This window comes from Desulfuromonas sp. CSMB_57, from assembly GCF_020194955.2.
Classification (GTDB): Bacteria; Desulfobacterota; Desulfuromonadia; order Desulfuromonadales; family Syntrophotaleaceae; genus JAFCIY02.
The window spans coordinates 294,053-319,643 of sequence record NZ_JAFCIY020000023.1; the positions used below are offsets into that span (position 1 = coordinate 294,053).

Consider the following 25,591-nt stretch of genomic DNA (forward strand, 5'->3'; position numbering starts at 1 on the left):
CCGTCGTTACAGGTCCAAGCCGCGCAGCTGCTCGACGGTGCCGGCCAGATCGACGGTTTCGTCGACGCTCTGCCGCAAAAAGGCGTTGACCGCATCGATGCGGGACAGGGCGAAGTCGATGCGGGGATTGCTGCCGTTTTTGTAAGCCCCGATGTTGATGAGTTCCTCGGCCTCCTGGTAGGTGGCGAGCACCTCCCGGAATCGGCCGCTCAGATCGCGATGGTCCGGATCCACGACGGCGTTCATGACTCGGCTGGCCGAATGCAGAATGTCGATGCAGGGATAGTGATTGCGGGCCGCCAGGCGACGGGACAGCACGATATGGCCGTCGAGAATGGAGCGGACCGCGTCGGCGATGGGCTCGTTCATGTCGTCCCCCTCCACCAGCACCGTGTACAGGCCGGTGATGCTGCCGGCCTCCCGAAACCGGCCGGCCCGCTCCAGCAGCTTGGGCAGGCTGGCGAACACCGAGGGGGTGTAGCCCTTGGTGGTCGGCGGCTCGCCGATGGCCAGGCCGACCTCGCGCATGGCCATGGCAAAGCGGGTGACGGAGTCCATCATCAACAGCACGTTTTGCCCCTGGCCGCAGAAATATTCGGCGATGGTGGTGGCGACGAAGGCGCCGCGCATGCGCAGCAGGGGGGACTGGTCGGAGGTGGCCACCACCACCACGGAACGGGCCAGCCCTTCCGGGCCCAGATCCCGCTCGATGAATTCCCGCACCTCCCGGCCCCGTTCGCCGATGAGGGCGATAACATTGATGTCCGCCCGGGTGTGGCGGGCAATCATCCCCAGCAGAGTGCTTTTGCCCACGCCGCTGCCGGCCATGATGCCCATGCGCTGCCCCAGGCCGCAGGTCAACAGGCCGTTCATGGCACGGACGCCGAGATCCAGGGGGGCATCGATATTGTCCCGTTCCATGGGACCGGCCGGCAACGCATAGAGGGGCAGTTCCGTGTCCATGACCGGCACCTCCCCGGTGTCGAGGGGCTGACCCATGGCATCCACCACCCGCCCCAGCAGCGCATTGCCGACGGGCAGGGAGGCGCAGTTGCGGACCACCCGGATGCGGCTGCCGGGTCCGAGTCCGCGCAGTTCTCCGAGGGGCATGAGCAGAGCCCGGGAATCGCGGAAACCGACCACCTCGGCCGGAATCGGCAGGCCGCCGTCCCGGGGGAAAAGTTCGCACAGGGTACCGACGGTCGCCGCCGGACAATAGCCTTCCACCACCAGGCCGACGATCTGGGTGATCTTGCCGCTGACCTGAAAGGAACTGAGATTGTCGAAGCAGCGCAGCAGGCGATCCATCAGGGCTGGTCCAGGGTAGCGAGAAGATTGCGGCGGATTTCTTCCAGTTGACTGTCGATGGTGGCATCCACCTCGCCGAACTCCGATTCGACCAGGCAGCCGCCCCGGGCGATGGCGGGATCGCCCTGCATGGTCAGATTTTGCAGGCCGCTGATGCCCGCCAGAAACAGGGGTTTGTGTTCGGCCACCCGGGCCAGATCGTCCGGATGCACCCGGAGGTGATAGCTGTCGGCCTGCACGGCGGCACGCATGGCGCGCTCGATGGTGGTCAGAATGATCTGTGGATCGGAGCGGACTTCGCAGTGGATGACCTGCCGTGCCACGGACATGACCAGGCGCAGCATGTCGTGACTGCTGTTGCGCAGCAGAGAACCTCGCAGCCGGGTGACCTCGTCCAGGACCTGGGCCAGCATGTCCGCCGCGCTGCCGAGGCGTTCCCGCTCCTCCTGCAGTGCTGCTTCGCGGCCCTGGCGGTAGGCGACGGCCAGCTGTTCCTCCAGATCCGGCGGGGTTGCCACGGGCACTGCATCCTGGGCCGGAAAAGCCTCCTCGGCGGTTTCCGGATGACCGGCGCCGGCCGGTTCGGCGACCACCCAGGATTGCTCGTCCGCGCCTTCGCTGCCGAATTCGCGGAACTGGATGCGCTTGAGATCCTGCAGGTCGTTGATGCGCAGCACTTTAGACGAGAGCATCCTGTCCTCCGCGTCCGGGGATCATGATCTTGCCTTCCTCCTCCAGCTTCAGGGCCAGCTTGACGATTTCCTGCTGAACCATCTCCACCTCGGACAATTTGACCGGCCCCATGGCTTCCAGGTCGTCCTGGATCATTTCCGCAGCACGTTCGGAAATGTTGTCGAATATCTTTTCCTTTAGCAATTCTGATGCCGATTTCAGGGCCAGGGTCAGCTGGCTGTTGTTGACCTCCCGCAGCAGCAACTGCAGGGTGCGGCCGTCCATTTTCGCCATGTCCTCGAAGGTGAACATCTGCTTGCGGATGTTTTCCGCCAGTTCGAGATCGTTTTTCTCGATGTTGGACAGGATGGTGCGGTCGGCGCCCCGACCAAGATGGTTGATGATGTCCACGGCTCGACCGATGCCGCCGATTTTATGCTGTTCCTTGTGCGCCACGACCCGGATTTCCTGCTGCAGGGCGCTCTCGATCTGGGTGAAGATTTCCGGCGAAACCTTGTCGATTTTGGCCACCCGGTACATGATGTCGGATTGGGCGTCCTCGGGCAGGAAACTGAGGATCTTGGCTGCATGGTCGACGCGCTGGGTGGACAGGATCACGGCGATGGTCTGGGGATGCTCGCTGCCGAGCAGACTGGCCACCATGCGCGGTTCCATCATGGTGATGGTTTCCAGGGGGCGGTAGCCGGATTCCGCGCCGTCGAGGCCGAGGGCCATCTGCTCCATGAGTTTTTGCACCCGGTCCTGGGAGCCGCTGTTGGCGATGGCCTTTTTGACAAACTCGTTGCTGCGGACGAAAATCCCGGAATTTTGCTGTTGGGCCTGGGAAAACTCCTCCAGCACCTGACGGGAAATATCCGCCGGAATATGCTCGATGGCCAACATGCAGCGGCTGATTTCCCGCACTTCACCATCCGAGAGGGTTTCGAAAGCCTTGGCCGTCGCCTCCTCGCCCAGACAGAGCAGCAGAACGGCGGCTTTTTCCGGTCCGGTCATTTTACTGAAATTCATAATGGCAAAACCAGTAACTTCAGACTGAAGGCTGAAGGCTGAAGGGGAGTATATGGGCAGAGAAGGTATTCATGCCGAGTTCCTCAGTTCTGTTTCAGCCAGGCCTTGATGATTTGGGCCGGATCGGTCTGGGCCATGCCCGGTGCGCCGGGCAGCTGCAAGGGTGGTGTTTGTCCTTCCAGGCCGGCTATTTCCGATTCCAATTGTTCGACGGTTTTGTAATGCTCCACCAACCGGCCGTCCTGTCGCAGAATCTGCAGCAGGGGCCGGAACACCAGGAAATAGAACAGGGCCAGGGCCAGGATCATGAGCAGATACTTGATGAAGGGCAAGGCCTGATAGACGCGATTCCAGGTCGGCACCGTCATGGGCGGTTCGCTGCTGAAGGCCGCCTCGAAGGGACGCGAGACCACGGCAATCTGGTCGCCGCGCTCCCGATCGATGCCCAAAGCGTTGCTGACCATCTTTTCAATGGCGGCCAGTTCCGCGGCGTTGCGCGGCACATAGGCCGGAGTGTCGGCTTTACTTTCGGGATTCGGTTTGTCCGCCACCAGGACCGCTACGGACAGGTTTTTCAGCCGGCCCACGGGATCGATCTGCTTGCTGACCACCTTGCTGATTTCATAGCTGACACTTTCCTCCGAGCGGTTGCTGGGAGTGGTGGTGGCGGTGGCCGGATTGCCCTGCAGGTTGGCCTGGACGCCGGGCACGCCCTGGGTAGAACTGCTGCTGCCCCGCTCGGAAACCGTATGTTCGCTGCGCACCGCCGTGGTATTGGGATCGAAGGTTTCCTCCACCCGTTCCCGCTGGGAAAAATCCACGCTGGCGGTCACCTGCACCATGGAGTTGCCCATGCCCAGGGCGCGGTCCAGCATGGCCTGGGCGCGCAGTTCGAGGTTGCGCTCGATGTTCTGCTGGTAGGTCAGCATGTCCGGCGAAAGTCCTCCGGCGGCCGGTTCGCCCGTCGGGCTGGAGAGCACCCGGCCGCTCGAATCGATGACGGCGACCTGTTCGGCGTCGAGACCTTCGACGCTGCCGGCGACCAGGTTGAGAATGCCGGTGATCTGGCTGTCACGCAGATTCTGGCCGGGCGCCAGTTGCAGGATGACGGAGGCGCTGGCCTTCTGCTGCTGTTCGCGGAACAGGCGTTTTTCCGGCAACACCAAGTGAACCCGGGCCGCCTCCACGGGTTCGAGGGAAGCAATGGTTCGTGCCAGTTCCCCCTGCAGGGCGCGCTGGTAATTGATTTTCTGGGCGAAGTCGGTCATGCCGAAACTTTGCTTGTCGAACACCTCAAAGCCGATGCCGCCACCGCGGGGCAGACCGGATCCGGCCAGATTGAGGCGGGTTTCATGGACCTGGTTGGCGGGGATGAGAATGGCTTGGCCGCCCTTTTCCAGGCGATAAGGGATCTTTTGTTCCTTCAGGCGTTCGATGACGGTGGCCGCGTCGGCACTGTCCAGGTTGCCGAACAGCAGTTGGTAATCGGCCTGTCGGGACTGAAGAATGATGGCGGCGAAAAAGGCCACGCTGACCAGGGTCGCCGCCGCCAGGGTCAGTTGCCGTTTGCGGGGCCATTGGCGGACCGCGTCGACCATATGCTTTACCGAAGTTGCCGAAGGTTTTTCAGCCATCGGGAGGTGCCTTTCCATCGCAGAAGATTAAGCCTCGAAGCGTAACATCAACCTGAGCGGCAGGGCGCTTAGACCTGCATGCGCATCACTTCCTGATAGGCTTCGATGACCTTGTTGCGCATCTGCACCATGAGGCGCATGGAGATATCGGCCTTTTCCAGGGCGATCATGACCTCGTGAATATTGCGGGCCTCGCCGGTTTGGAGCTTTTCGACGGCCCGGTCGGCTTGCACCTGATTCTCGTTGACCTGTTGAATGGCGTCGCCGAGCATTTTGCCGAAACCTCCGGCGGCATTCTGGCGGGGGCCGGTTGCCGCGGTGGCGGCGGCGGAGTTCAGGGACGAAAGGGGAGCGATTGGTTTCATGATAATCCTCAACGCCCGATTTCCAGGGCTTTCAGAGCCATGCGCTGGGCGGATTTGATGGCGGAAACGTTGGCTTCATAGGTACGGGTGGCTGTCATCATGTCGACCACCTCTTCCATCACATTGATGTTTGGCAGGACCAGCATGCCGTTGGCGTCGGCGTCAGGGTGGCCGGGTTGGTAGATGGTCCGGAAGCTGCGGTCGTTGGGCCGGATTTCAGCGACCTCCACGCCCTTGACGCCCGCTTGCATGGCGCCCTGCAACTGGCGGTCGAAGATGTTTTCGCTGCTGCGGAAGACCACGTCCTGCTTGCGGTAGGGGCCGCCTTCCGGGGTGCGGGTGGTGCCGACGTTGGCCAGGTTGGAACTGATGACGTTGAGCCGGGTGCGCTGGGCCGACAGGGCCGAAGCACTGACCTGGATGGCGGTGAATATGTCCATGAATCTCCTCCTCAATCCATCGGTTCAGAACGGATGGAATGCCGACGGCGGGTCAGCGACCATCCTGGGATACGTACTTGAGCAGGCCCAGTTTTTTGTTGAGCATCTGCGCGGCGGCTTCGTAAAGCAACTGGTTCTCGGCTTGGGCAATGAGTTCCCGATCCAGATCGACACCGTTTTCGTCGGCGCGAACGGCACGATCGGGTGCTTCCCGCAGGCGACCCTCGACCCGCGCCAGGGCCGTCCGGGGTCCGCTGCCGCCGGTCACGCGGTGGCCTGCACCGGCGGGCGTCTGCAGAGCCTGGCGCAGGTCCGCTTCGAACTCGAGGCGTTGCGGCTTGTAGCCCGGGGTTTCGGCATTGGCGATATTGGAAGCCAGGACGGTCTGCTGCCGGTGGCGCAGGTCCAGAGCTTTGCCGAGGACCGCAATGGTGCGGTCGAAAATCATCATTTCGGACATGGCTGAATGTTCCTCCTCCGGTATCCGGACCTTTTCAGCGGCCGGCGGCCGATTCCGCCAGGGCATCCTGCGCCAGGCGCCGCCAGCGGGCATTGGTCCCCTTATCGACCAGTTGTTGGAAAAATTCACGAGCGGCCCGCCGGTCGCCGAGGGCCAGTTTGATCTGCCCGCAGCGGAACAGGGCCTGTTCCCGGTGTGTGGTATCGTTCAACAACTGTTCGTAAAGGGGCAGGGCCCGTTGTGTCTGCCCGGTGCCATAAAGTGCTTCCGCCTGCAGCAGCATGCCTTGCGCGGGCAGCGCTTGGCCGGTTTTGTCGAGCCGCTCCGCTTCCCGGATGACCTGGGATAGGTCCTGGCGCTGCCAGCCGATATGGGTTGCAACCTGCGCAATTTCCTGATCCGTGGGCTGACCCGGCTGTTTCATCAAGGCGTCCGCATCATCCAGTCGCCCGGCTCTTTGCAACGCCGCCAATTGCAACCGGTAAAGGTCGAAGCGATCTTCGCCGCGGGGGAAACGCTGCCGGTAACGGCCGGCAAATTCGGCGGCCATGTCGTATTGCGCCCGATCGTAGAGCAGTTGGACCAGGGGCAGGTAATAATGCTGTTCGGTGTCCCGGCCGCGCTGCTGGTCGAGCAGGAACAGGTAGCTGTTGCAGGCCTTGTCCCACAAACCGAGGCGGACGAAGGCACCGGCCAGATCGGGCAGGAAGGCCCAGTTCATGGTGCCGTTCAGCAGCAAATGGCGGTTGATCTCCACCAAGGCGGCGGCCTTGCGGTCGTCGCCGGCGGCGATGAGTTGCCCGATCAACGGCGGCAACAGTTCCACCAGCAGGGCATCGGCTTCGGGTCGCAGCGGCCCGGCGGAAAAGTTCCGGCGAAAAGCGCTGAGCAGTTCCGCGGCTTGGCTCTGTTCCCCGTGCAAGTAATGGACCAGCGCCTGCTTGAAGGCGGCTTCCTCACGCAAGGACCGCAGCGGCGCGCGGCGCGCGATATGCCCGTAGCCGTCGGCGATTTCCTGCCGAGCCTCGGCTTCATCCTGCAGCATGCGGTGATCGAGGATTTTGCCCCCGGCCCGAAACCCGGCCTCGCTGACGGCCGCATCGCTCTGGAGTTCCTCCCAGATCAGCATGGCGTCCTGGTGTTTACCCTGGCGATAGGCGGCCAGAGCCGCACTGAACCGGGCTTTGTTCTGATCGCCGGGTTGCGGCAGTTGCTCCGCCAGTTGGGAAAACAGCTGCTCGGCGGCGGCAAAATCGCCGGCGGCAAACAGGGACTGAGCGGCCCGCAGGCGCGATGCCGGATGTCTTGCCGGATGAAAGTCGCGGTCAAGAAACTGACGGAACGCCGGTGCCGCCTGTGGCCCGCGACCCAGGCGGGTGTGGATCTCGGCCTGGCGCAAGGCCGCGATGTTCCGCAGGGGCGTCGGCCAGGGGTGCTCGGCCAGCAGCTTGCCGGCCGCTTCCGGTTTGCCGATGGTCAGCATGAGTTCGGCCGCCAGCAGACGGGCTGCCGGACCCATGGGGCCCTGGGCGGCCGGTGCGGCCAGCAGGGGAGTCAGGGTGATGCGCGCCTGGTAGGGTTGCTGCAGAGTGGCCTGGGCGAGGCCGCGCAAATAGGCGCTGCGCTGCAGCAGTTCCGGATGCAGGTCTGCGCCGGCGGGAGGCAGGGCCGACAGGCCGCGGCGAACCTGACCCAGGCGTAGCAGCGCTTCGGCGCGCAGAGTCCGTTCCAGGTTCTGGGAGAGGGCCCCCGGACGGGCTTCGAGCCAGGCCATGGCAGCTTGCCAGTGTCCGGCAGCGGCCAGTCGCAGGGCCGGTTGGCGATTCTCCGTTGCATTTTCTCCCCGCGGCGGCGGCAAAACCGGAAAGGAATAACGCAGCGGAATGCGAATTTCGACCGGCACCTCAAAGTCGCTGAAAAAGTCCCTCCAACGTCCGGTATAAGCGGAAGTCTGGCGAGGAGTGGCGCGCCAGGCTTCGCTGCCGGGCAGCGGCTGACCGCTCAGTTGCCGGGCGATGGCCGGTCGCCGAGGACCCCGCTCCTGCCAGGTGATTTCCAACTCGATCTCCGAGAGGGCCGTCTTGGGGGTCGCCACGACCCGATGGGGTATTCTGTGCACCAGGATGGAAATCAGCAGTTCCCCGGGTTTGTTGGCGAGCAGAACCCGGACAATTTTGTCGTCTTCCGGAGGCAGGGACAGGTTGGGTGCCAGGGAAGTTCCCATCAGCAAAACGTCGATCCGCTGGCCGTTGGTCTCGACGCGGAATTCCGGCAAGGCGGAGCATTGCAGGCGGATGCGGCTGACCGCCAGTTCGTCCTTTTTGGTCATACGCTGCAGTTGCGGCGTTGCCGCTTCGACCTGGCCGAGACCGGTCAACAATAGCAACATGATCAGCAAGGCACCAATGCGCATGGGTCGGGAACCTGGGACAAAGAGTTGAAGGAGGTGTCAAAAAACTCGGATACTGAGATGTGCGATTAGCGTGCCAATGAGCATCCATTTGAAATTAGGGAAAGAAATATCCCTGAAAGGGTTCAGGAGGCGGTCCGGACAAGGTTTTGACATGGAAACAGCGGCGGTTCGGAACAGTCGTGTCGCCGCGGGGGAGGCGTTGGCTCCGGGCATCACCAGCTGGGGGAGGGCGTCAGCTGGCCTGCAATGGGGCGTTGTCGCGGACCGGCCGGATCGGACATCAAAAAAAACCGCTATGGGTCCGGATGTGGCTTGAAAATTGAAATAGGTTGCAGGGACAGCCGCACCGTCGCATTGGTCCATTGCGATGAAGGATGGTTGTGCGCCTGATGGGGCGGGCGACGCCGAGCCCGGATGGCAGGAACGTCATTAATTTCTCGGCCGGGCCGGTTTCTGGCTGAATTGACGAAGAATCGGGCCGGCGCGGCATGAACGGCCCGCTGCGCAGCAACCGGCGGCATGTGTACCACCAAATCAAAGGGGCACCGATGAGTATGGATTTGATGTCCGAACAGGCTGAAATCATCAATGAATTCCTCCTGGAAAGCCGGGAAATGCTGGATCAGTTGGAGCCGGCGATAATCGAGTTGGGCCAGAGTTGTCAAAATGTCGACTGTTGGGCCACGACGGGATGCGGTAATGTTGACTGTTCGCGGCATGGTCAATCCCTTGAAATGCCTTGCTGGCTGGAGATCGGCTATATCGAGAACGGTCTGCAGACCTGTGTGCATGCCTCCTCCGCCGAGGAGTGCCGGTCCTGTCAGGTTTTCCAGTGCACCAATGGCAACGGGGAAACCATGAACGCCATTTTTCGGCTGTTCCATTCCATGAAAGGCAGTGCCGGATTTCTCGAACTGGACAACATCTCCCGGGTGGCTCATGCCGCCGAAAGCCTCCTCGATCTGATTCGCTCCGGAAAAATCGCCCTGCGTTCCGAACATGTCAATTTGTTGTGCCAGAGTTGCGACTTTGCCCGCGAAGCCATGGAACAGGTTGAAAACAGCCTGGAAGATACGGCCATGCAGGAAGCCGCCGACAACATCGCCGGAATGCTGGCTGAAGCCGCCGATGCGGCCTTGGCCCGCCTGCTGGGGCAGGTGGCCGGGGGGACAGAGCCGGCCGCCAAAGCGGAGGCCCCGGCCGCGGAGCCAGCCGTCGACGACGATGCTTTTTTGAAGATGCTGGTCTCGCCGGAGATGCTGGAGCGTTTCGTTCAGGAAGCCGATGAATTGCTGCAGCATGCCGAACAGGCTTTGCTGGCCTGGACCAGCGGTCCCCTGGAAGCCGAGGGCATCGGAGAATTGTTTCGCCATGTTCACAGTTTCAAGGGCAATTGCGGATTTTTTGGCTACAAGGCCATGGAAAAGCTCAGTCACCAGATGGAAACGGTGCTCGACTGGGCCAAGGAAGAGCGCCCCTTTCGCGGCGGGCACCCGGCGGAGACCCTGCTGCAGTGCGTCGATCTTCTGCGCGATGCGGTAGCCGAGGTCGCCCAGGGCGGCGCCGGAACCATCGCCGATCTGGACCAGCGCCTGGCCGACCTGGCGGCGCATCTGCTCGATGCCGGCAACGAGGAGGCGACGGAGGTCGCACCGACCGGGACCGGCCCGGCCGCGGCTTTCGACAGTGCTCCGCCATCGGAGCCGGCTCCGGGAGGAATACCGATGGAGTCGGACGGGGCGGATCCGGCGGTCGAGGAAGCGGCGGAACTCGATGATCGACTGCTGGGGGAGATTCTGGTCGAGGAGGGCATGGTGGATGCTGCTGCGGTGGATGCCGCCCTGGCATGCCAGCGCAAACCCATCGGCGAACTTCTGGTGGAGCAGGGCAAGGTCCAGCCGGAGCAGTTAAACGAAGCCCTGGCACGGCAGAAACGTTCCCCGGTGCCGGTCAAGCCCGCCGGCGGCGAAGCCGCCAAGAACACGGCTGCGGTCAACCGTCAGGATATCCGGGTCGAGTTGAGCAAACTGGACGATCTCATCAACCTCATCGGCGAGATGGTCATCGCTGAAAACATGTTGTTGCGCAGCCCGGATCTGGAAGGGCTGCAGCTGGACAACTTCAACAAGGCCGCTCAGCAGATGAGCAAGCTGGTGCGGGATCTACAGGAAATGGCTATGGTCATCCGCATGGTCCCGGTATCGGGCCTGTTCCGGCGTATGATCCGACTGGTGCACGATCTGTCCCTGAAATCGGGCAAGAAGGTCGACCTGCAGCTGTTCGGCCAGGATACGGAGATGGACAAGACGGTCATCGAGCAGATCTCCGACCCTCTGGTTCATCTGCTGCGCAACTCCCTCGACCACGGCCTGGAGCCGCCCCAGGAGCGGCTGGCGGCCGGCAAGCCCGAAAAGGGGACGGTCAAGTTGTCGGCACGCCACCAGGAGGGCGAGGTCTGGATCGAAGTCGAGGATGACGGCCGAGGTCTGAACCGCGAAAAAATCATTGCCAAGGCCAGGAGCAAGGGGTTGATTCGGGGCACCGGCGAGCAGCTCAGCGACAAGGAGGTTTACAACCTGATCTTTCAGCCCGGGTTCTCCACTGCCGATCAGATCACCGACGTATCCGGTCGCGGCGTCGGCATGGACGTGGTCAAAAAGAACCTGGAAAAGATCAAGGGCAAAATCGAAGTGACCAGCGTGCCGGGGCGCGGTACCCGTATTCTGCTGCGCATTCCCCTGACCCTGGCCATCATCGACGGCATGCTGGTGCGCATCGGTACAGCCAAATGCATCGTGCCGTTGCTGTCCATCCGCGAGATTTTCCGGCCCAGCCCCGATGCCGTCACCATCATGCCCGACGGCCAGGAACTGGTCCGGGTTCGGGACAATTTCTACCCCGTGCGCTATCTGGACCGGATCCTGCAGGAGCCTGCCGATTATCAGGGCATTACCGACGGGGTGCTGGTGGTCCTTGAATATCAGAACAATCATCTCTGTCTGCTGGTGGATGAAATCCTCGGCCAGCAGCAGACCGTGGTCAAGGGGCTGTCCGACTTTATCGGCACCGTACGTATCGCATCGGGCTGCACCATTCTCGGCAACGGGGAGGTGTGTCTGATCCTGGATGTGGCGACCCTGGTGGAGGAATCCGCCGGACGGGTCATGCTGCAGGCCCAGGGAGCTTAATCCTTTCACGATGCACCCCAATGCATGACCCGGGTCCGATGGATACCGAAGGGGTTGAAAAATAAAACATCCAGAAAGAGGTGGATTATGAGCATTCCGTACAGCACCGGGCTGGCCGTTGACGACAGCCAGATGTCCGAAGATACCATGCAGGGCAAGCACCTGATCTTTCAGGTTGGCAATGAACAGTACGGCATCGAGATCCGGTTCGTGACGGAGATCGTCGGTATTCAGAAAATCAACGAGGTCCCCGATCTGCCCGGCTATATGAAGGGCATCATCAACCTGCGCGGGCGGGTGATTCCGGTGATGGACATCCGCGCCCGGTTCCGTCTGCCGGCGCGCGAATACGATGAGCGGACCTGCATCATCGTCGTGCAGGTCGGCGAGCAGACCTCCGGTCTGATTATCGACCAAGTCAAGGAAGTGACGGAAATTCCCCAGGCCGACATCGAGCCGCCGCCGGCCCGCACCGCCGGACAAGCCGGGAATTTTGTGCAGGGCATCGGCAAGGTCGGCGACGAAGTCAAAATTCTGCTCGATGTCGGACGGTTGTTCCATGCCTGAGTCCCTGCCGACGATGCCGAAAGCCTTCCCCGACAGCGGGGTGATGATGGCGATCAGCGACGAGGAGTTCGACCTTCTGCGACGGTTGATCTACGATCGGTTCGGCATCAATCTGACGGATCAGAAACGTTCCCTGCTGGTAGGGCGGCTGCAAAAGGTTCTGCGCCAGGCGGGGGTCCAGTCCTTTCGGCACTACTACGAAAGCCTGATCAGCGATCCGACGGAAACGGCTCTCAGCAAACTGGTGGATCGGATATCCACCAACCATACCTATTTTTACCGGGAAAAATCGCATTTCGATTTCTTTTCCCAAACCGTCCTGCCGGCCGTATCCGCCCGTTTACGCACGGCCAACAGTCGCGATCTGCGGGTCTGGTGCGCGGGGTGCTCCAGCGGCGAAGAAGCCTACATGCTGCTGATGCTGATGCATGAATTTTTCGGACCCGAGTACGCCCGCTGGGATGCCGGCGTGCTGGCCACGGATATTTCTTCCCGGGTGCTGGATATCGCGCGCCAGGGGACTTATCCCGACGAGCGGGTGCGGATGCTCCCGGAATCCTTGAGGCAACGCTATTTTCGGCGACTTGCGGACGGGACCTGGTCGGTTGTGGATGGATTGCGTCAGGAAGCGACCTTTCGCCGCTTCAACCTGATGAACGAAACCTTTCCCTTCAAAAAACCCTTTGACGTGATCTTCTGCCGCAACGTCATGATTTACTTCGACGAACCGACGCGTCGCCGGTTGGTGGAAAAGTTTCATCGACATCTGGCGCCGAACGGTTACTTTTTCCTCGGTCACTCCGAAACCCTGGGCCGGGCCCAGAGCCTGTTCCATTATCTGGGTCCGGCTGTGTACCAGAAGAAATGATTTGATACGCCTATGACAGCCAAGATAAAAGTTCTGGTCATCGATGATTCGGCTCTGGTGCGGCAGATCCTCACCCAGGGGCTGGCCCTGGATCCGGCCATCGAGGTGGTCGGCAGTGCCGGAGATCCCTATATCGCCCGGGACAAAATCGTTCGCCTGCAGCCCGACGTGCTGACCCTGGACGTGGAGATGCCGCGCATGGACGGCGTGGATTTTCTGCGACGCTTGATGCCTCAGTATCCTCTGCCCGTGGTGATGGTCAGTTCCCTGACCCAGAAGGGCAAGCAGATCACTTTGGATGCCCTGGATGCCGGCGCGGTCGATTTCGTTTCCAAGCCCACCACCGATATGGCTCAGGGCCTCAAAAACATGCTGCAGGAACTGCGGGCCAAGATCAAAATGGCGGCAACGGCCAATGTTGCTCACTGGAAGGCGGATCGGCGCGCCGTCACCTCCCAGTTGCGCACCATCGAGCGGCGGGCCCTGGCCGAATCCACGGACAAGGTTGTCGTCATCGGGGCTTCCACGGGGGGTACCGAGGCGATTCGAAAAATCATTACCCGCTTTCCGGAGACCATGCCCGGGGTGGTGATCGTTCAGCACATGCCCGCCGGCTTCACCCGCATGTTCGCCGAGCGCCTCAACCAGTTGTGCGCCATGGAAGTCAAGGAAGCGGTTTCCGGGGATCGGATCATGCCCGGCCGGATTCTCATCGGCCCGGGCGGCCTGCATATGGAGGTGACGCGTTCCGGGGGCCATTACCAGGTGCGCTGCGAAGCGGGCCCGACGGTCAAGGGCCACTGTCCGTCGGTGGATGTGCTGATGCACTCGGCGGCCCGTCATGTCGGCGCCAACGCCGTGGGGGTGATGTTGACCGGTATGGGTTCGGACGGCGCCGAAGGCATGCTGGCCATGCGCAAGGCCGGCGCCCGCAACATCGCCCAGGACGAAGCCAGTTGCGTGGTGTTCGGCATGCCGCGGGTCGCTTATGAACTGGGCGGCGCGGAGAGCCTGGTGTCTCTCGACCATATGGCTGGACGTATCGTCGATTTGCTTGGGGAGCGAAAGATATGAGACAGGTCGTCCTGGGCATCGGCGATTTGGGGGCTTCCAACACCCCGGGCGAGGTGGTCAAAACCTATGCCTTGGGGTCCTGCGTTGCGGTGATGATGCTCTACCCCAAGACGCGGGCCGTCGGCATGGTACATGTCGCCTTGCCCGAGTCCAGCATCAATCCGGCCAAGGGGCAGTCCTGTCCCGGGTATTTTGCCGATTTGGGGGTACCCCTGTTGTTGCGGGAAATGGTGCGCCTGGGTTGCCCCGGCAATGGGCGGGGAATCATCGTCAAGCTCGCCGGGGGTGCCTCCGTCATGGGCCACAACGATACCTTCAATATCGGCAAGCGCAATATCCTGGCGGTGAAACGCTCCCTCTGGTCCCTGGGCATGGGTGCCATCGCCGAAGATGTGGGGGCCAATTACAGTCGTACCGTAACCATGTCCGTCGACAGCGGACTCATCACCATATCCTGTCCGGGGCGCGGGCAGTGGGAAATATAGAGGTGCCTATGACCCCCAAGGTGGATAGCCAGGCCGTGCGGCAGGCCATCGAAGTTCTGCCGCTGCTCTCGCCGAGCGTGACCCAACTGCTGCAGACTCTGGCCCGGGACGGTTATGAGATTGACGACGTGGTTCAGATCATCAAATACGACGCGGCTCTGACCGCCAGGGTCTTGCGTACGGTGAACTCCCCGGTCTTCGGCTTGTTGAATCCGGTCACCTCCCTGGAGCGGGCCATCTCCTATCTGGGGGAACGGGTCATCATCAGCATCGTGCTGGCGGATCAGTGCGGTGACATGTTCACCCGCCCGCTGCCCGGCTATGATGCGCAGCAGAGCGCCCTGTGGCGTCATGATCTGTTTTGTGCCTTTGCCTCCCGGGAGATGGCGGGACACGCACGGTTGGCCTGCGAACCGGGACTTGCCTTCACTGCCGGTCTTCTGCATGATATCGGCAAGTTTGTCTTCTCCCCCTTTTGGGCGGCGGCGTCCGGTGAGGCGTTGGAGCGCATCGAGCAGGGCCAGGTGACCGATTATCTGCAGGCCGAACAGTTGCTGGCCGGCCTGGATCATGCGGAAGTGGGCTTCGCCATGGCGCGGCACTGGCAATTTCCCGAGGCCCTGCAGGCCGCCATACGCTATCATCATGCTCCCGGGCTTGCTCCGGAACAGTTCCGAATGCTGAGCTACGCGGTCCATCTGGGCGACATGCTGGCCATGATGGCCGGTGCCGATACGGGCAGCGACGGCATGCAATATCAGCTGGACGGCGATTATGCCCAATATTTCGATGTTTCTTCCCAGGATCTGGCGGTTATCATGCTGGATGCCGAGGAACACTTCAAAAAAGCGGAAGCATCGCTTGCCGTTGAATAAAGGAGGTTGCGCACGTGAAACGCATCGTCATTGCCGATGATTCGGCTACGGCCCGGATGGTCATTCGACGCTGCCTGGAAATCATCGGGTTGGGTGAGGCCGACATGGTCGAGGCTCCCAACGGCCGCGAAGCATTGAATCGCCTCAAGGAAGAACCGACGGATTTGCTGGTCACCGATCTGAATATGCCGGTCATGGACGGCGAAACCCTGTTGAAATGGGTCAAGGGCAGCCCGCGCCTGACGGATCTGCCGGTGGTCATCGTGACCAGCGCCGGCAATCCGGCCAAAGAGGTGGAGTTGACCACCATTGGCGCCTTCGCCGTGCTGAACAAACCCATTTCTCCGGCAACCTTGTTGAAAACACTCGAACCGTTGATGCAGTGACAGAGGGGGGCATGATGGCAGACAGATTGAACCAGGTGGTCGGGCAGGCGATTGCCGTGACCCTGGAAAACATGGCTTTCATGGAAATCGCACCCGTGCAGGCCGATACCGAGGTGCCGACCTCGGACAACGGCATGATGGCCAGGATGCTGGTGCTCGAGCCTTTCCAGGGTGAAGTTCAGTTGGCGGCGACTACGGCGTTGCTGCGCAATGTCATTGAAGTGGTCCATGCCTTTCCCGACGAGGCGGTCGTCGAGGCGATGCTGTCCGACATGCTCGGCGAATTGCTGAACACCATCGGCGGGCGGTTGCTGACGGAATATCTGCCGGAGAGTCAGTCCTATCGGTTGGGATTGCCTGAAGTCGGTTGGGACCTGCCGGATTGCTCCGAGGGGCAAAGCCGCGCCTGGAACTTGCAGATCGAGGACCAGGGCCTGGTTCTGACCTTGGTGGGTGACGGTTTTTTCGCCGGCTAGGCTTGGATATCTTGTTGCGGACCCAGGTCCGCAGTTCCTTGGAGGTTTAACAGATGGAAAAAAAAGTTCTGATAGTCGATGATTCGAACACCATGCGGAAAATCGTCGCCCGCTCCCTGCGGCAGGCTGGTTTTGAATTTGAAAAAGTTCTGGAGGCGCCCGACGGCCAGGCGGCGCTGGATCTGCTGGCCGGAGAAGCCGTGGATATCGTGCTGAGCGACATCAATATGCCGGTCATGGACGGCATCGAATTTTTGCGCCAGAAAAATGCCGATGCCCAAATCAAGGGCATCCCGGTGGTCATGATCACCACCGAAGCGGGGACCGACGTGCTGCGGGAGGCGATGGAACTCGGCGCGGTCGGAACCATCAAAAAGCCCTTCACCGCCGAGCAGGTGCAGGAAGTCCTGGGGAAATTTTTATAAGAAGGAGCCTTTATCATGGACCTCATGAATTGTATTTCCGAAGCGACCCAGGAGATCTTCCAATCGATGCTGGCCTTCGAGGTGCAGCCCGGCGCGCCCTTGGTCGAGCGACAGAAGATGTTTCGCGACACGGTCAGCGGCATGGTGGGCATGGCCGGTCTGTATCGCGGCATGCTGGCCATTCATGTCCCCAACGCCATCGCCAAAAACATCACCAGCACCTTCCTTTGCATCGAGGTCGAGGACATTGACGATGATGTCAAGGATGCCATCGGAGAACTGGCCAATATGTTGGCCGGCAGCGTAAAATCCATGCTGACGGATAACGGTAAAGATGTTAAACTCGCCATTCCGTCGGCCGTCTGCGGCCGCGAATACGAGGTCGAGTGCCTGGCCGATGGTGACGGTGTCGTGGTGCCCTTCCAGTTGGAGGGGGGTGAATTTCTCGTGGAGTGCTTTTTGCAAAAATAGCCTCCTTGACCAGAGCCGGAATCATCCCCGATTGAAAACCGGGAATTTCGGGCTGAAAAATACCGGGATGACAATGGGGCCGCTCTGTGCGGCCCCATTTTTCACTGGTGCGGGACCACAAAGATTGCTTTCCGAAGGCTTTCTCCGATAGAATTCCGGTGCAGAGCACCGGCCTGGGGAAGATGGAATAATCCCAAAGTGGATCGGTATGGAATTATGGGCCGGTGTTCGGTCTATGATTATCGTTTGAAAACCATGTCACAGCATTACCGGATTGGCGATGTATTCAAAGCCCATCATTGACAGACTCCTGGAAAACCTCGGCGAGCGCATCGGCACCGGTCTGAGCGAGTTGCTGGGCTGTTCCATTACGACGACACCGGTTCGGTGGCAACTGACCACCAAGCAGGACTTTTTCCTCCACTGTCGCAAGAAGCAGGTCATGACCGACATGGCTCTCAGCGGCAGCAAGGAAGGGACCCTGTATATCTTCTGCCACCTGAAGGATGCCATTCTTCTGGGCGGCACCCTGATCATGCTGCCGCCGGGAGAACTGGAGAAAAAGGTCGCCAAGGAGGAGTTCGCCGAAGACGAGGCCGATGCCTACAATGAAATCGGCAACATTGTCTCCGGCGAATTGAACGCTGCCTTCGAAGAGGGATTTCCGGATAAGCTGCATTTCCGCAAACTCGGGCAGCAGGTGGTGGTCCCCGGAAAGGTCGATCCGGACAGTGCCGAGCCGATTCCCGCCGCCGACTATTTTCAGCTGTCCTATGTTCTCGGGATGGATGGCCAGGATCTGCAGAGTCTCGATCTGCTGTTCCCTCCTGCCTGTTTCGGAGTCGAGCCACGCATCGAGGTCGAGCCCGAGGTGGTTGCGGAGCCTGTTTCCGTCGAACCGCCACCGTTGGCGCAACCCCCGCGGGCGGAACCCGCGGTTCCGCCGGAGGAACCGCCAAAGGCGGTAGAGCCGCCTCGGCCGCGTGTGCTCATCGTCGGGGAAAATCAGGAAGCCATGGCCATGCTCACCGCGCAGGCGGAAACCGCCGGCTTGCAGAGCCTGCTGCTGCCGTTTCAGGGGGACTTTCAGTCGGCCAGGAAACCGGACCAACCGTTGCAGGGCATTTTGCTGGTCATGGATGAGAGCAAGGAACAGGGGCTGGCGGCGATTATCAAGGCTCGGTCCACCTTCGGTGAGGTGCTGCCGCTGATTGCGGTTGGCGCCAGTTGGACCAAGAGTCAAGTGCTGCAGGCGGCCCGTTACGGCGTTCGCGATATTCTTCTGCTGCCGGCAACGCACGAGGAGATTGCCGCTTTGCTGCAGCGGCATTTCCTGGCAGACAGGTAAGGGCGCCCGGCGCCCGCATTCCCACGGGCGCGGCTCAGAAGTCCGTTTCGCCGGTCAGCAGCAGGTTTTTCCGCTTTAACTTTTCGATCAGGGTGGTGCGTTTCAGATTGAGCAACCGGGCTGCTTCCCGCTTGTTGCCGGCAGTCAGATCAAGGGCCTGCTGAATCAACTGATTCTCGAAATGGTTGACCACCCGGTTAAAGTCGATGCCGTTGTCATCGAGAACCACGGCAGGCCCCGAGGCATCGGTTTCTTCCTGAGGCGCCGTCTGGTAGTCGGCCGGCCGATATTTTTCCGGAAGATCGTCCAAGGCGACTTTCTGCCCGGGAAAAAAGATGGCCATGCGCTGGATCAGGTTTTCCAGTTCGCGAACGTTGCCCGGCCATGGATAGCGCAACAGGGCCTCCAGGGCGTTGTGCTCGAAACCATGAAACCCCTGCTTCTTCTTGCGGTTGAAAATGGTGATGAAGCGCTCGATGAGCAGGGGAATGTCGTCGCGACGCTCACGCAGGGGCGGAATCCGCAAGGGAATGACGTTCAGACGGTAATATAGATCTTCCCGGAAGGCGCCCTCGGCAACGGCTTTTTCCAGGTCGCGATGGGTGGCGGCCAGGATCCTGACATCGACCGGTACCGGTTTGATGCCCCCCACCGGTTCATATTCCTTCTCCTGCAAAACCCGCAGCAGTTTGGCCTGCAGGGCCGGTTTCATGTCGCCGATCTCATCCAGAAACAGGGTGCCGCCGTCGGCATACTGAACCCTCCCCATTTTTGCCTGGTTGGCCCCGGTAAAGGCGCCCTTGACGTAGCCGAACAGCTCGCTTTCCAGGAGATCTTCGGGGATGGCGGCGCAGTTGACCGGAACGAAATTTTTCTGGCTGCGGGGTCCGTGAGCATGAATGGCGCGCGCCACCAGCTCCTTGCCGGTGCCGCTCTCGCCCAGGATGAGGACGGAGGTGTCCCCCTCGCTGGCAAGTTTCTCGATATAGCCGAACAGTTTTCGCATGCGGGTGGATTGTCCGATGATGCCGTGGAATCCATCCGATTTGCGCAGTTTGCGGCCCCGCACCTCGCCCTTGGTCATCAGGTCGTGAAACTGCAGGGCGCGGCTGGCGGCGATGATGACCTCTTCCTGGCAGTAGGGCATGTTGAGGGAAAAGAAGGCGCCGCATTTGAGGACTTCCAGGGCCATTTGGCGATCCGTGGCCGGCACTCCGACCATGACCACCACCTGGGCATTCAGTTTGGCGGTATCCTGGAGCAGTTGCAGGCCGGCGTTATCCGGCGGGAAGAGGTTGGTGAGCAGGATGGAGACATCCTCTTCCGCCAGGATTTCCAGGGCCTGGGCCGGGCTGTCGGCTTCCAGGACCGTGCAGTCGATGGCCTTGCGAAGGGCTCCGGCCAACTGGTTGCGTTCGACTTCATTGTCATTGACCAACAGGACGCTGCGTAAGGAATAAAACATGTTCACCTTCTCAAAAGAATCCCCCGGTACCACCGGGTTGAATTGTCACCTGGCGGCAATTGTGAAATTTTAATGCCCGGTGCCGGCACATCTTAGCAAAATCGCTGGGGGAGATAAAGGATAATTACGGAACAGGGGGATGAAAAAATGTTCCACCTTGCGGCGCAGGGTTCCAGTTTGGTGCTGTCAGGCGATGACATGCAGGCGGCTGCCGGGGCGCTGAGGGCCGGCGGGGCATTCGAAGGGCATCCCGTAAACCCGCCGCACGGTCTGGCGGATGGAAGGCGATTCTTCGGTGGAAGGGGTCTGTCGGACCGCCACCAGTGGATACCGCGCCGGCGAGGGCGCTTCTTGCCGGCTTTGTTCCGAGAGTTGCACGGCCTGATTTGACAGGCTGATGCGGTCGGAGGTACCGCAGGCATCCTTATCGAGCACCGGGCGTGCCGGGCTCCGGCCCTGTTGCAGGGCCAAGGTGGCGTCGGCCGGTATTTGGATGGTGAGACGCTGAGGGTCGATCATGGCGTCGCCAAACCTGAATGATGGGGTTTTCCGGAGGATTTTTCTTGGTCTTCCTCAAGCATATCCGAAGGAAGACAGTCAGGCAATGGAATAATTTCGACGCTTCGAAGCTGTGCGATCAGGCTGCCCGGGCCGCGCTTTTCCACAGCGGTTGTGGAGAACTGTCGGTAAAGGGCCCGTCGATGGTGCTTAACTGTTGAAAAAGGCAAGCAAGTTAGCAAATTGCACGGATAATGTGCAGAATGTGTCAGGTTCTGGTAAACTTGTTTTGTTGTGCCCATATGCTTTGGAAAGCCTGTTTCATGGGCTTGGTTTGCTGGTTTCTTAAGCTTGCGGCAGGCGGCCTCAACACTCGGGAAGGTATGCGTCGGTCACGTTCCGGGCACGGGGTGTCGCCGACAAAAGGCTGCAAATGGCGCCCTGTTTAGCGTGTCGGGTTACACCAAAGGCTTGGCATCAACAGGTTGTCCACAGCGGGGCAGAGAGGTGGCCCCATTCGGGCCTCATGGTTCCACCGAAGCCGCATCCGACCAGCTACGGACAATCCGCCTGCTCGCCGAAAATCTGGGCGCTGAAAATATACAGCTCGGCATCCTCCGCCTGCCAGGCGTCGGTGGGCAAGCCGGCTTTGAGGCAGGTCTGTTTCAGAAAGGTCAGCCGATCCCACCCATGTTCCGTTGCCACCTGAGGCAGCAGGACGCCCCGGTAAAACCCTTTCTCCAGATAGATTCCGTGTCGTCCGACCTCGATTTCCTCAATGGTGTCGATGCGTTGCAGGGGTGAAAGGACGGAGATTTCCAGGCGGAAGGACCCCAGTTCCAGCTCTTTCATGGGGTAAAAACGCGGATCCCTGGTCGCCGCGGCCAGGGCCATCTCCGCCACTTCACGATAGAGGGGCAGGCTGGACTGAAAATTGCCGATGCAGCCGCGCAGTTGATGATTCTGCTTGATGGTGACAAAGCACCCCTGGCGGATGTTGAGGGCCTTTTCTTCCCGGGGCTCGATATACAATTCGCCGCTGCGCACACCCCGTTCGATGGCCTTGCGGGCAATCCCCAACAGGATATCCTTTTCCCGGTCATTCAGGCATGGCGTATTCATGATCCCTCCCGTTTTTCCTGCATGGCAAGAATATAAACGCAACAGCGGACCGTGACAACCGCTTCGATTAAGAAGGCCGGCCGGGGTCCGGCCGGCACGTTTTCGGGTCTGCCGAACCCCGTTTGCCTTTATTTTTTCTTCTCGAACTTTTTGCGATCGTTGGCGTTGAGGAGCTTTTTCCGCAGCCGGATGGACTGGGGGGTGACCTCCACCAGTTCGTCGTCGTTGATGTATTCCAGGGCCTGCTCCAGGCTCAGTTGCCGGGGGGGAGTCAGGCGGATGGCGTCATCACTGCCCGAGGCGCGGACGTTGGTCAGCTTCTTGCCCTTGGAGGGGTTGACCACCATATCGTCCTGCTTGGCGTTTTCTCCGATAATCATGCCTTCATAGACCTTGACTCCAGGTCCGATGAACAGGGCGCCCCGTTCCTGCAGGCTGAACAGGGCGTAGGCAGCGGTTTCGCCATCCTCCATGGCGATCAGGACGCCGTTCTTGCGGCCCTGGATGGGACCTTTGTAGGGCGCGTAGTCCTGGAAGGTGTGGCTCATGATGCCGGTGCCACGGGTGTCGGTGAGGAATTCCGTCCGGAAACCGATGAGACCGCGGGCCGGAATCAGAAACTCCAGGCGATTGATGCCCTCCATGGGATGCATGGCCAGCATCTCCGCCCTGCGCCCGCCGAGATTCTCGATGACCGTGCCCTGAAACTCCTCGGGAACATCGATGACCAGGTATTCCATGGGCTCGCATTGCTGGCCGTCCATGTCGCGGAAGATGACTTCCGGTTTGGACACGGCCAACTCATAGCCTTCGCGGCGCATGTTTTCAATCAGGATGGAAAGGTGCAGCTCACCGCGGCCGGATACCTTGAAACAATCGGTATTGTCCGTATCCTCGACCCGCAGGGAGACATTCGTGCGCAGTTCCCGGTCCAGGCGTTCGCGCAGGTTGCGCGAAGTGACGAATTTGCCTTCCTGGCCGGCAAACGGCGAGGTATTGACCATGAAATTCATGGCCAGGGTCGGTTCGTCGATGGCCACATAGGGCAGGGCGACGGGAAATTCGGTGCTGGCGAAGGTCTCGCCGATGCCGACTTCGTCGAAGCCGGCGATGCAGACGATGTCGCCGGCCAGAGCTTCGGGCATCTCCACCTGCTTCAATCCCTGGTAGCCGATGAGCTTGGAAATGCGGCCCCTTTTCACGCTGCCGTCGCGCTTGATCAGGGCGACGGTCTCGCCGTTGACGACCCGGCCATGGGTGATTTTGCCGGTGGCCATGCGGCCCAGGTAGTCGTTGTAATCGATGTTGCTGACCAGCATCTGGAACGGCTGCTCCGGATCGCCCGTCGGCGGTGCCACCCGCTTTTCGATCATGTCGAACAGGGGCTGCAGATCCTGGCTGTCATCGGCCAGGTCCCCCTTGGCGATGCCGGCCTTGGCGTTGGTATAGACGATGGGAAAGTCGAGCTGTTCCTCGTCGGCGTTGAGTTCGCAGAACAGGTCGAAGACCATGTCCACCACCTGGGTGGGGCGGCAGCCGGGGCGGTCGATCTTGTTGATGACGACAATAGGCTTGAGTCCCAGATCGAGGGATTTTTTCAGGACGAAACGGGTCTGGGGCATGGGGCCGTCAAAAGCGTCGACCAGCAGCAGCACCGAGTCGACCATTTTCAGGACGCGTTCCACCTCGCCGCCGAAATCGGCGTGCCCGGGAGTATCGATGATGTTGATCTTGAGGTCGCCGTGATGCACGGAGAGATTTTTGGAAAGGATGGTGATGCCCCGTTCCCGTTCCAGGTCGTTGCTGTCCATGACCCGTTCGGCCACGGCCTGGTTTTCCCGGAAGACCCCGGATTGTTTGAGCATGGCATCCACCAGGGTGGTCTTGCCGTGGTCGACGTGAGCGATGATGGCGATGTTGCGAATGTTGTGCGGCATAGTGTGATGTTTTCCTGTCTCAGTGTGATGCGGAGGATTAATTCCAAAACCTTCGCACTTTATATTAAATTCGCGCCCAGGACCAAAGAAAAAATGCAGACCCTTGAAAAAGCCATGGCTTGCATGCCGGTCCGGGAGGATTTATGATTGACAATCGGAACCTTTCCCGGGGCCGTGTGGCTACATCGGCCCGCAACCTTCAAGGAGGAAGCCATGGCACGGTTATCCTTAGGACTGCTGATAGCCTCGGTCGGCATGCTGGTGGCGAGCGGGTGTGCGGTGAACCCGGTTACCGGGCGGCAGGAGTTGGCGCTGTTCTCCGTTTCCGCCAGCCAGGAAATCTCCCTCGGCCAGCAGGCGTTTCCCAAGGCAGTACAGCAGATGGGCGGTGAATTCCGGGATCCGGCCCTGCAGCAGTACGTCGATCGGGTCGGCCAGCGACTGGGGCAGGTGTCCCAGCGGCCGGAGTTGCCCTATCAGTTCAAAGTGGTCAACGATTCCACCCCCAACGCCTTCGCCTTGCCGGGGGGCAGCATTGCCATCACCCGCGGGCTGTTGGTCAACATGGAAAACGAGGCCCAGCTCGCATCGGTACTGGGCCATGAAATAGGTCATGTGACGGCGCGGGATTCGGTGCAGGCCATGCAGCGCGGCACTCTCATGGGTATCGGTCTGGCGGTCTTGGGCGCGACCACCGGCCAGGCTGCCTATGGCGCCCTGGCCCAACAGGCCGGCGCCCTGGCGGCCGGGTTGCTGGAAAATTCCTACAGCCGCGAACAGGAACGCCAGGCGGATCGACTGGGTATCGATTACATGGTGCAGGCCGGATACGACCCGCAGGGCGGAGTGCAACTCCAGGAATTCTTTTACCGGAAACTGGAAGGCGGCGCCGAGCCCATGTGGCTGGCCGGATTGTTCCGCACCCATCCCTTTTCCAAGGAACGCATGGACAACGTGCAGGCCTATATCCAGCAGAGCTATGCCCATACCCGCAACAATCCGCGCTACGTCATGAACACGGATGCCTTTCGCTCGGCAACGACGCGTCTGCGCCAGACCAAGCCGGCCTATGACCTTTACGATAAGGCCCGGGAACTGGAACGCAGCGGTCAGCTCAGCCAGGCCATTGCCACCTACCAGCAGGCGGCAACGGCCTTGCCCGACGAACCCCTGATCCTGACCGGACTCGGAATGGCTTATCTGCGGGCCGACAATGTTGCCTCCGCCCGCCCCCATCTGCAACGGGCCGTGCAACTGGACGGCGGCTATTTTCAATCCCGTTTCGGCCTCGGTTTCATTCATCTGAAGGAGAATCGGGTAGCGGACGCCGTGCGGGAGTTGGAAGCCAGCATGGAACTGATGCCGACCACCCAGGCCGGATATATTTTGGGCGGGGCTTACGAGAAGCAGGGTAATCGCACCAAGGCTCTGGAGTTGTACAAGGCGGTGGCCGAGGCCGATCCGCGCGGTCAATACGGTCAGGCGGCGGCCAAGCGCATCGGCGAGTTGGAGCGCAGATGATGACCAAAACCAGTCCCGCGGCGACGGCGGAGCCGGTGCTCTGGCAGGGTTGCCCGGCGCCGCGGGCCTTTACTTTCCGCCACTGGCGTTGGTCCGTGGCGAGCCTGCCGGCGTTTGCCGGGCTGCTCTTCCTGGCGCCAAGGGCGACCGCTGAATTTCCCTCGACGATGTTTTTCTGCTGGCTGCCGGCGCTGCTGGCAGCGGGCTACGGCAGTCTGGGTCAGTTGCTTCAGGCCCGGCTGGAATGGTCCGGGGTGCGGTATGTGCTGTTCGGCAGCCGCCTGCAGGTGAGCCGTGGCTGGCCCTTGCGGCGCCGGGAGGAGTTGTTGCTCCAGGACCTGGCCGGTTGGAGGGTGCTGCCGGTTGCCGGTCAGGTGGTTACATTGCGGCTGCATGGTCGTGCCGCGAGCCGTTCCCTGCAGTTGCTGTGTCTGGAGGGCCCCCAGGGATTGCTGCGGCACTTGCAGGACAATCTGCCTGCGGCCCGGGACAAAAACATTGACACTGCGCCCGGCCCTTGATTACCATCAATCCTTCACCCCTCTTGTCCCTTTTCCTAACAAA

The 25,591-nt window shown here is 60.9% G+C and carries 25 protein-coding genes; 13 read left to right on the plus strand and 12 right to left on the minus strand.

Annotated features, from left to right (window positions below; all coding sequences use genetic code 11):
- Positions 1 to 6: 6 nt before the first annotated feature.
- From JQN68_RS07475 to JQN68_RS07510, 8 genes are all read right to left on the minus strand, one after another.
- Entirely contained in the window at positions 7 to 1,308 is a 1,302-nt protein-coding gene (locus JQN68_RS07475) for a FliI/YscN family ATPase (protein WP_225071614.1), read from the minus strand.
- Positions 1,308 to 2,000: a FliH/SctL family protein gene (locus tag JQN68_RS07480; protein WP_225071613.1), complete on the minus strand. Its 693-nt coding sequence runs from the start codon at positions 1,998 to 2,000 to the stop codon at positions 1,308 to 1,310. Before JQN68_RS07480 ends, JQN68_RS07475 begins: the two co-directional genes overlap by 1 nt.
- A complete protein-coding gene (fliG, locus tag JQN68_RS07485) occupies positions 1,987 to 3,009 on the minus strand; it encodes a flagellar motor switch protein FliG (protein ID WP_225071612.1) in 1,023 nt (340 codons plus the stop codon). The genes JQN68_RS07480 and fliG overlap by 14 nt, the downstream gene beginning before the upstream one ends.
- Positions 3,010 to 3,092: 83 nt before the next feature.
- A complete protein-coding gene (gene fliF / locus JQN68_RS07490; RefSeq protein WP_249621091.1) occupies positions 3,093 to 4,643 on the minus strand; it encodes a flagellar basal-body MS-ring/collar protein FliF in 1,551 nt (516 codons plus the stop codon).
- A gap of 68 nt (positions 4,644 to 4,711) precedes the next feature.
- Positions 4,712 to 5,008 carry a flagellar hook-basal body complex protein FliE gene (gene fliE / locus JQN68_RS07495; protein ID WP_225071610.1) on the minus strand — a complete coding sequence of 99 codons (297 nt, stop codon included), beginning with the start codon at positions 5,006 to 5,008 and terminating at the stop codon, positions 4,712 to 4,714.
- A gap of 8 nt (positions 5,009 to 5,016) precedes the next feature.
- Positions 5,017 to 5,448: a flagellar basal body rod protein FlgC gene (flgC, locus tag JQN68_RS07500; protein WP_225071609.1), complete on the minus strand. Its 432-nt coding sequence runs from the start codon at positions 5,446 to 5,448 to the stop codon at positions 5,017 to 5,019.
- Positions 5,449 to 5,500: 52 nt separating this feature from the next.
- Positions 5,501 to 5,908 carry a flagellar basal body rod protein FlgB gene (gene flgB, locus JQN68_RS07505; protein WP_225071608.1) on the minus strand — a complete coding sequence of 136 codons (408 nt, stop codon included), beginning with the start codon at positions 5,906 to 5,908 and terminating at the stop codon, positions 5,501 to 5,503.
- A 34-nt stretch (positions 5,909 to 5,942) separates the two neighbouring features.
- Positions 5,943 to 8,321: a tetratricopeptide repeat protein gene (locus JQN68_RS07510; protein WP_225071607.1), complete on the minus strand. Its 2,379-nt coding sequence runs from the start codon at positions 8,319 to 8,321 to the stop codon at positions 5,943 to 5,945.
- A gap of 548 nt (positions 8,322 to 8,869) precedes the next feature.
- Here JQN68_RS07510 and JQN68_RS07515 point away from each other — a divergent pair.
- The 11 genes from JQN68_RS07515 (at position 8,870) to JQN68_RS07565 (ending at position 18,484) form a co-directional block, all read left to right on the plus strand.
- The gene (locus tag JQN68_RS07515) at positions 8,870 to 11,509 is read left to right on the plus strand and encodes a chemotaxis protein CheA (protein WP_225071606.1); all 2,640 of its coding nucleotides are present in this window, start codon (positions 8,870 to 8,872) and stop codon (positions 11,507 to 11,509) included.
- A gap of 87 nt (positions 11,510 to 11,596) precedes the next feature.
- On the plus strand, positions 11,597 to 12,076 hold the full coding sequence (locus JQN68_RS07520; protein ID WP_225071605.1) for a chemotaxis protein CheW: 480 nt from the start codon (positions 11,597 to 11,599) through the stop codon (positions 12,074 to 12,076).
- Positions 12,069 to 12,944, plus strand: a complete 876-nt coding sequence (locus tag JQN68_RS07525; RefSeq protein WP_225071604.1) for a CheR family methyltransferase — start codon at positions 12,069 to 12,071, stop codon at positions 12,942 to 12,944. Before JQN68_RS07520 ends, JQN68_RS07525 begins: the two co-directional genes overlap by 8 nt.
- Positions 12,945 to 12,956: 12 nt before the next feature.
- A complete protein-coding gene (locus tag JQN68_RS07530) occupies positions 12,957 to 14,018 on the plus strand; it encodes a protein-glutamate methylesterase/protein-glutamine glutaminase (RefSeq protein ID WP_225071603.1) in 1,062 nt (353 codons plus the stop codon).
- On the plus strand, positions 14,015 to 14,503 hold the full coding sequence (locus JQN68_RS07535; protein WP_225071602.1) for a chemotaxis protein CheD: 489 nt from the start codon (positions 14,015 to 14,017) through the stop codon (positions 14,501 to 14,503). The genes JQN68_RS07530 and JQN68_RS07535 overlap by 4 nt, the downstream gene beginning before the upstream one ends.
- Before the next feature lie 8 nt (positions 14,504 to 14,511).
- Complete coding sequence (locus tag JQN68_RS07540; protein WP_225071601.1) at positions 14,512 to 15,378, plus strand: HDOD domain-containing protein; 867 nt, start codon at positions 14,512 to 14,514, stop codon at positions 15,376 to 15,378.
- Between the two features lie 14 nt (positions 15,379 to 15,392).
- Positions 15,393 to 15,764: a response regulator gene (locus JQN68_RS07545; RefSeq protein ID WP_225071600.1), complete on the plus strand. Its 372-nt coding sequence runs from the start codon at positions 15,393 to 15,395 to the stop codon at positions 15,762 to 15,764.
- A gap of 11 nt (positions 15,765 to 15,775) precedes the next feature.
- On the plus strand, positions 15,776 to 16,240 hold the full coding sequence (locus JQN68_RS07550) for a chemotaxis protein CheX (protein WP_249621092.1): 465 nt from the start codon (positions 15,776 to 15,778) through the stop codon (positions 16,238 to 16,240).
- Between the two features lie 53 nt (positions 16,241 to 16,293).
- Positions 16,294 to 16,665 (plus strand): response regulator, encoded by a 372-nt coding sequence (locus tag JQN68_RS07555; protein ID WP_225071598.1) that lies wholly within the window; start codon positions 16,294 to 16,296, stop codon positions 16,663 to 16,665.
- 15 nt (positions 16,666 to 16,680) lie between these two features.
- Positions 16,681 to 17,136 carry a chemotaxis protein CheX gene (locus tag JQN68_RS07560; RefSeq protein ID WP_225071597.1) on the plus strand — a complete coding sequence of 152 codons (456 nt, stop codon included), beginning with the start codon at positions 16,681 to 16,683 and terminating at the stop codon, positions 17,134 to 17,136.
- A 280-nt stretch (positions 17,137 to 17,416) separates the two neighbouring features.
- Positions 17,417 to 18,484, plus strand: a complete 1,068-nt coding sequence (locus tag JQN68_RS07565) for a hypothetical protein (RefSeq protein ID WP_225071596.1) — start codon at positions 17,417 to 17,419, stop codon at positions 18,482 to 18,484.
- 34 nt (positions 18,485 to 18,518) lie between these two features.
- On the opposite strand, the gene JQN68_RS07570 is transcribed toward JQN68_RS07565, so the two are convergent.
- The 4 genes from JQN68_RS07570 to typA form a co-directional block, all read right to left on the minus strand.
- Complete coding sequence (locus JQN68_RS07570; protein WP_225071595.1) at positions 18,519 to 19,949, minus strand: sigma-54-dependent transcriptional regulator; 1,431 nt, start codon at positions 19,947 to 19,949, stop codon at positions 18,519 to 18,521.
- A gap of 186 nt (positions 19,950 to 20,135) precedes the next feature.
- Complete coding sequence (locus JQN68_RS07575) at positions 20,136 to 20,468, minus strand: hypothetical protein (protein WP_225071594.1); 333 nt, start codon at positions 20,466 to 20,468, stop codon at positions 20,136 to 20,138.
- Positions 20,469 to 21,002: 534 nt separating this feature from the next.
- The gene (gene amrA, locus JQN68_RS07580; RefSeq protein ID WP_225071593.1) at positions 21,003 to 21,569 is read right to left on the minus strand and encodes an AmmeMemoRadiSam system protein A; all 567 of its coding nucleotides are present in this window, start codon (positions 21,567 to 21,569) and stop codon (positions 21,003 to 21,005) included.
- A 128-nt stretch (positions 21,570 to 21,697) separates the two neighbouring features.
- The gene (typA, locus tag JQN68_RS07585) at positions 21,698 to 23,506 is read right to left on the minus strand and encodes a translational GTPase TypA (protein WP_225071592.1); all 1,809 of its coding nucleotides are present in this window, start codon (positions 23,504 to 23,506) and stop codon (positions 21,698 to 21,700) included.
- A gap of 213 nt (positions 23,507 to 23,719) precedes the next feature.
- Here typA and JQN68_RS07590 point away from each other — a divergent pair, with 213 nt between their 5' ends.
- The gene (locus JQN68_RS07590) at positions 23,720 to 25,027 is read left to right on the plus strand and encodes a M48 family metallopeptidase (RefSeq protein WP_249621093.1); all 1,308 of its coding nucleotides are present in this window, start codon (positions 23,720 to 23,722) and stop codon (positions 25,025 to 25,027) included.
- Positions 25,024 to 25,548 carry a hypothetical protein gene (locus JQN68_RS07595; protein ID WP_225073907.1) on the plus strand — a complete coding sequence of 175 codons (525 nt, stop codon included), beginning with the start codon at positions 25,024 to 25,026 and terminating at the stop codon, positions 25,546 to 25,548. Before JQN68_RS07590 ends, JQN68_RS07595 begins: the two co-directional genes overlap by 4 nt.
- Positions 25,549 to 25,591 lie beyond the last annotated feature (43 nt).

Bases quoted from the DNA above. Each gene is read 5' to 3' on its own strand.
- JQN68_RS07475 (WP_225071614.1), bottom strand. From the start codon at position 1,308: ATGGATCGCCTGCTGCGCTGCTTCGACAATCTCAGTTCCTTTCAGGTC.
- JQN68_RS07480 (WP_225071613.1), bottom strand. From the start codon at position 2,000: ATGCTCTCGTCTAAAGTGCTGCGCATCAACGACCTGCAGGATCTCAAG.
- JQN68_RS07590 (WP_249621093.1), top strand. From the start codon at position 23,720: ATGGCACGGTTATCCTTAGGACTGCTGATAGCCTCGGTCGGCATGCTG.
- JQN68_RS07520 (WP_225071605.1), top strand. From the start codon at position 11,597: ATGAGCATTCCGTACAGCACCGGGCTGGCCGTTGACGACAGCCAGATG.
- amrA (WP_225071593.1), bottom strand. From the start codon at position 21,569: ATGAATACGCCATGCCTGAATGACCGGGAAAAGGATATCCTGTTGGGG.
- JQN68_RS07530 (WP_225071603.1), top strand. From the start codon at position 12,957: ATGACAGCCAAGATAAAAGTTCTGGTCATCGATGATTCGGCTCTGGTG.
- JQN68_RS07550 (WP_249621092.1), top strand. From the start codon at position 15,776: ATGATGGCAGACAGATTGAACCAGGTGGTCGGGCAGGCGATTGCCGTG.
- fliE (WP_225071610.1), bottom strand. From the start codon at position 5,008: ATGAAACCAATCGCTCCCCTTTCGTCCCTGAACTCCGCCGCCGCCACC.
- flgB (WP_225071608.1), bottom strand. From the start codon at position 5,908: ATGTCCGAAATGATGATTTTCGACCGCACCATTGCGGTCCTCGGCAAA.
- flgC (WP_225071609.1), bottom strand. From the start codon at position 5,448: ATGGACATATTCACCGCCATCCAGGTCAGTGCTTCGGCCCTGTCGGCC.
- JQN68_RS07565 (WP_225071596.1), top strand. From the start codon at position 17,417: ATGTATTCAAAGCCCATCATTGACAGACTCCTGGAAAACCTCGGCGAG.
- JQN68_RS07540 (WP_225071601.1), top strand. From the start codon at position 14,512: ATGACCCCCAAGGTGGATAGCCAGGCCGTGCGGCAGGCCATCGAAGTT.
- JQN68_RS07555 (WP_225071598.1), top strand. From the start codon at position 16,294: ATGGAAAAAAAAGTTCTGATAGTCGATGATTCGAACACCATGCGGAAA.
- JQN68_RS07575 (WP_225071594.1), bottom strand. From the start codon at position 20,468: ATGATCGACCCTCAGCGTCTCACCATCCAAATACCGGCCGACGCCACC.
- fliG (WP_225071612.1), bottom strand. From the start codon at position 3,009: ATGAATTTCAGTAAAATGACCGGACCGGAAAAAGCCGCCGTTCTGCTG.
- JQN68_RS07570 (WP_225071595.1), bottom strand. From the start codon at position 19,949: ATGTTTTATTCCTTACGCAGCGTCCTGTTGGTCAATGACAATGAAGTC.
- JQN68_RS07515 (WP_225071606.1), top strand. From the start codon at position 8,870: ATGAGTATGGATTTGATGTCCGAACAGGCTGAAATCATCAATGAATTC.
- JQN68_RS07595 (WP_225073907.1), top strand. From the start codon at position 25,024: ATGATGACCAAAACCAGTCCCGCGGCGACGGCGGAGCCGGTGCTCTGG.
- JQN68_RS07525 (WP_225071604.1), top strand. From the start codon at position 12,069: ATGCCTGAGTCCCTGCCGACGATGCCGAAAGCCTTCCCCGACAGCGGG.
- JQN68_RS07510 (WP_225071607.1), bottom strand. From the start codon at position 8,321: ATGCGCATTGGTGCCTTGCTGATCATGTTGCTATTGTTGACCGGTCTC.
- JQN68_RS07560 (WP_225071597.1), top strand. From the start codon at position 16,681: ATGGACCTCATGAATTGTATTTCCGAAGCGACCCAGGAGATCTTCCAA.
- typA (WP_225071592.1), bottom strand. From the start codon at position 23,506: ATGCCGCACAACATTCGCAACATCGCCATCATCGCTCACGTCGACCAC.
- JQN68_RS07535 (WP_225071602.1), top strand. From the start codon at position 14,015: ATGAGACAGGTCGTCCTGGGCATCGGCGATTTGGGGGCTTCCAACACC.
- fliF (WP_249621091.1), bottom strand. From the start codon at position 4,643: ATGGCTGAAAAACCTTCGGCAACTTCGGTAAAGCATATGGTCGACGCG.